This is a genomic window from Rhodococcus sp. D-46, assembly GCF_011290655.1.
GTDB lineage: Bacteria > Actinomycetota > Actinomycetes > Mycobacteriales > Mycobacteriaceae > Rhodococcus_F > Rhodococcus_F qingshengii.
Genome location: NZ_JAANTF010000035.1, coordinates 1 through 3629, shown reverse-complemented (window position 1 = coordinate 3629; position 3629 = coordinate 1). Strand labels below are relative to the sequence as shown.

Genomic DNA, 3629 nt, shown 5'->3' with positions numbered 1-3629 from the left:
CCGCGCGGATCGGGCAAGAAATCATGAACTTCGACAGTTCTCATCCGCGCGCGCGACCGTCGGCCGCCTTCGCGCGAGCACAGGGTCGCGAGCCGCGACTCATCGATCGCCTCGAACAATCTCTCTCGATACCGGCTGATTCCCCGGATCGAGTCGTGGAGTTGATGATTCGATGCACGATTGCCGCCGTCGATCTGGTTGTCGGTGTTGATCACGCCGGTGTCACGGCATCCCTGGACAGCGAACCGTTCACCGTCGCCCCTACCGATGAACGTGTAGAAGAATTCGATCGCACGCAATATCTTCTCGGTGACGGACCCTGCCTGTCAGCATCGCGTACGGGTCGGTCGGTCCGAATGTCGGTCGAGCAGTTAGGTACACGGTGGCCCACTCTCGGTATTGCTGCGCGCAACGCCGGATTGGAAGGTTTTCTCGCGGTACCACTGTTCAACTACGACGTGCCGGTCGGGTCGCTGAACCTGTACTCGCATTCAGCGGTGGCAGAGACGGACCGGGACCGTGATCTCGTCGTCGTCATCGCCGAATATCTGGGAGCGGGGCTCGATGCCATCGCAACAGACCATCGACTCGAACGTGCCGCCAACGCCCTGCGCCGAGGAATCGCCTCACGTGCCGACATCGAACGAGCAGTCGGAATCTTGATGATCCGCCGAGATACAGACCCCGAGACCGCGCTTTCCGAACTCCAGGCTTCAGCACGTCGTGAGTCCAGGGATTTACAGGACGTTGCACGTCAGATGATCATTTCAGCCGATGACGAACGCACATAGAGCTAGAGCTTCCGATCGACCGGTCAGGACGCTGCGACGGCACGAAGCGGCGTGCCGTCGATAGGCGGGAGAGCTCACCATCGCCGCGTTCGCGGGGCCTCGTCATCTCTAGGTGATGCGCACACTCGCCAGCAGATCCTCTGCCACCGCCCGCAGTTTCGTGTTGGTGCGTTGAGACGTCTCGACCAACATCGCGAACGCCCCATCCGCATCGACACCGTGCACCGCCATCAACACCCCCTTCGCCTGATCGATCACCGCCCGCGAATCGAGAGCACGCTCGAGCTGCAGAGCCAACTGCCGGGCACCCCGGTAGCGTTCGGTACTGCCGATCGCATACCCAGCGGCAGTGGTGAACAAATTCATCAACGCCACCTCAGAACGGGCGAACCCGTCCGCACGGCTGCCGTACACGTTGACCGCACCCGCACGCACCCCGGGCTCGAGCGCAGGCAACGGAATCGACAGGAAACTCTGCACCCCGAATCGCCGGGCCTCGGACGCCAGACCCGGCCACCGCTCACTGGCAGTCGTGCGGTCCGCCACCACGATCTGCTCGCTCTCCGCGGCCTCGATACACGGACCCGCCCACGACCGATACTGCAGCTCGTCCACCATGACGACCTCACGGGACGTGCGCGCCGCCGTCGACGCAGCGCCCTCCTCATCGAGAACCGTCACCCCCGCCATGTCCGCATCCTCGATCAACTCCACCGCATGCTCACACAACCGGTTCAGATACTTCTCGATGTGACCGGCCGGATTCAACACCCGATACAGATCCTGCAACGCTTCGGCAGCCGCATCGAGCGGAGGAAACCACCCATCACCGACGGCAGCGCTTCGTACGACATCCATCCCACACCCCACACGCACTCCCAAGAGACCGTGACGGCACACGACGAAAAACGGCAAAACCCCGATCTCCACTTGTCAACAACTCACGAATGCCCGAACACGCCACCGCCAAACCCATGGCGGGGCCCGCCAGACCGGCAACCAAAAAAGGGAGGGTTCACCAGCGGTGAGGGGTACCGGCGTCCAGCGGACGACTGCTACACCCGAACTCGTTAGCGGGAGCCGGATCCCGCAAAAAAATCGCCGAACCACTCGTGGAGACCCATCACTTTGCTGCGAATAATGGCCCTCCTCGCGCCCGGCCAGTCCAGCGATTTCCACCAGTCTTCCCGTATCTGCTTGACCGGGTCTATCTCGCCAACGGTGTTTCGGCCAGTTTCCATCAGTATGTTTCCGATCCGGGCCAACGATCGGCGAACGTGATCGCAAACGCGTTCAGAGCAGGCTTCCACCGCACAATCCATCGTGCCTGGCCCTTGCCGGTCGGGTCCAGCGAACGCGTCACCAAATAGAGGCATTTCAGTGCGGCAGCTTCCGTGGGGAAATGCCCGCGCGCTTTGACTGACCTCCGATATCTGGCGTTGAGTGACTCAATCGCGTTGGTGGAGCAAAGCACTCGCCGTATCTCGGTGTCGTAATCGAGGAACGGGATGAACTCCTGCCAGGCATTGGTCCACAACCTGATGATCGCCGGATACCGGTTCCCCCAGCGCTCGGCGAGATCGTCGAAGGCTGCCCGCGCTGCCGTCTCGGTCGGGGCGGTATAAATCGGTTTGAGATCGTGTTTGAGCCCGTCCCAGTGCTGACGCGACGACAACCGAAAGGTGTTGCGAATCAAATGGATCACGCATGTCTGGACCGTGGTGGCCGGCCAGACGTTTTCGACGACTTCCGGTAGGCCTTTCAATCCGTCGCAGACCAGGAAGAACACGTCCCGGGTGCCCCGATTTCGGATATCCGTCAGCACCGACATCCAAAATTTGGCGCCCTCACCGCCGGTGCCGGCCCACAATCCGAGCACGTCACGGTGGCCGTCGAGACTGACGCCGATCGCGGCGTAAATCGGCCGGTTGGCGACCTGACCGTCTCGAACTTTGACGACGATCGCGTCGATGAAGATTGCCGCGTATACCTCATCGAGGGGTCGGGCAGCCCAGTCCTGCATTTCCTCGAGCACTTTGTCTGTGATCCGCGAGATGGTCTCTTTCGAGACCGAGGCGCCGTAGATTTCGGCGAAGTGGGCGCTGATCTCACCTGTCGTTAATCCTTTGGCATACAACGACAACACGATCTCATCGACCCCGCTGAGGCGTCGTTGTCGCCTTTTGACGATCTGCGGCTCGAACGTCCCCTCCCGATCACGAGGGACGTCGATCGGAACGTGACCGCTGGCCTCGGTCAACACCGTTTTCGATCTGGTTCCGTTGCGAATATTGGACGATTCCCGATCCGGCGGAGCGTGGTTCTTGTCGTGCCCGAGGTGCTCGGTCATCTCCTCGTTCAGCGCGGTTTCCAGGACGGTTTTGGTGAACTGCTTGAGCAACCCGTCCGGCCCGGTCAGCGACAGGCCCTGCTCCTTGGCCAGGCGCACCAACTCCGCGGCCGCCGCAGCTTCCGCGGAGGGCTCGGTCCTCTTCTTCGTCACATCTTCCAGTGTCGTCATCTTGGCACCTCCTCGCCGAGCATTCACTCAGCGTCTCGGGCCGAAACACCGATCTAGGGACAGTCCCGCTTGACCACCAGCAGGTTTACGGATGGCACGCAGACGGTCACGCTACGGGCTATTTCTCGATTCGAACCCCAGAAACTACTGAGCGAGTTGGGTTGCGGGTGACAACCGTGCAGGTTCTAGAGTTCAGCGGGCAGTCGGGAGTTCGACGGCGCCGTTTTCGAGGAGAACGTGTGCGTCGATCATCTGACCGCCCCGTTCGACGTAACCCATCAGGTTCGCTCCGGACCCCCAGCCGAGCAGTCGCTGTA

General features: G+C 61.5%; 3 protein-coding genes. 1 reads left to right on the top strand and 2 read right to left on the bottom strand.

The features are described 5' to 3' along the window. Window positions 1-791, top strand: a 791-nt coding sequence (locus G9U53_RS33155) for a GAF and ANTAR domain-containing protein (protein WP_207624781.1), incomplete at its 5' end; no start/stop codon positions are given. Between the two features lie 108 nt (window positions 792-899). Here G9U53_RS33155 and G9U53_RS33150 read toward each other — a convergent pair. Beyond that, a complete protein-coding gene (locus G9U53_RS33150) occupies window positions 900-1649 on the bottom strand; it encodes a GAF and ANTAR domain-containing protein (RefSeq protein ID WP_042445282.1) in 750 nt (249 codons plus the stop codon). A gap of 382 nt (window positions 1650-2031) precedes the next feature. Continuing rightward, window positions 2032-3312, bottom strand: coding sequence for an IS256 family transposase (locus G9U53_RS33145; protein ID WP_165639976.1), 1281 nt, complete (start codon window positions 3310-3312; stop codon window positions 2032-2034). Between the last annotated feature and the right edge of the window lie 317 nt (window positions 3313-3629).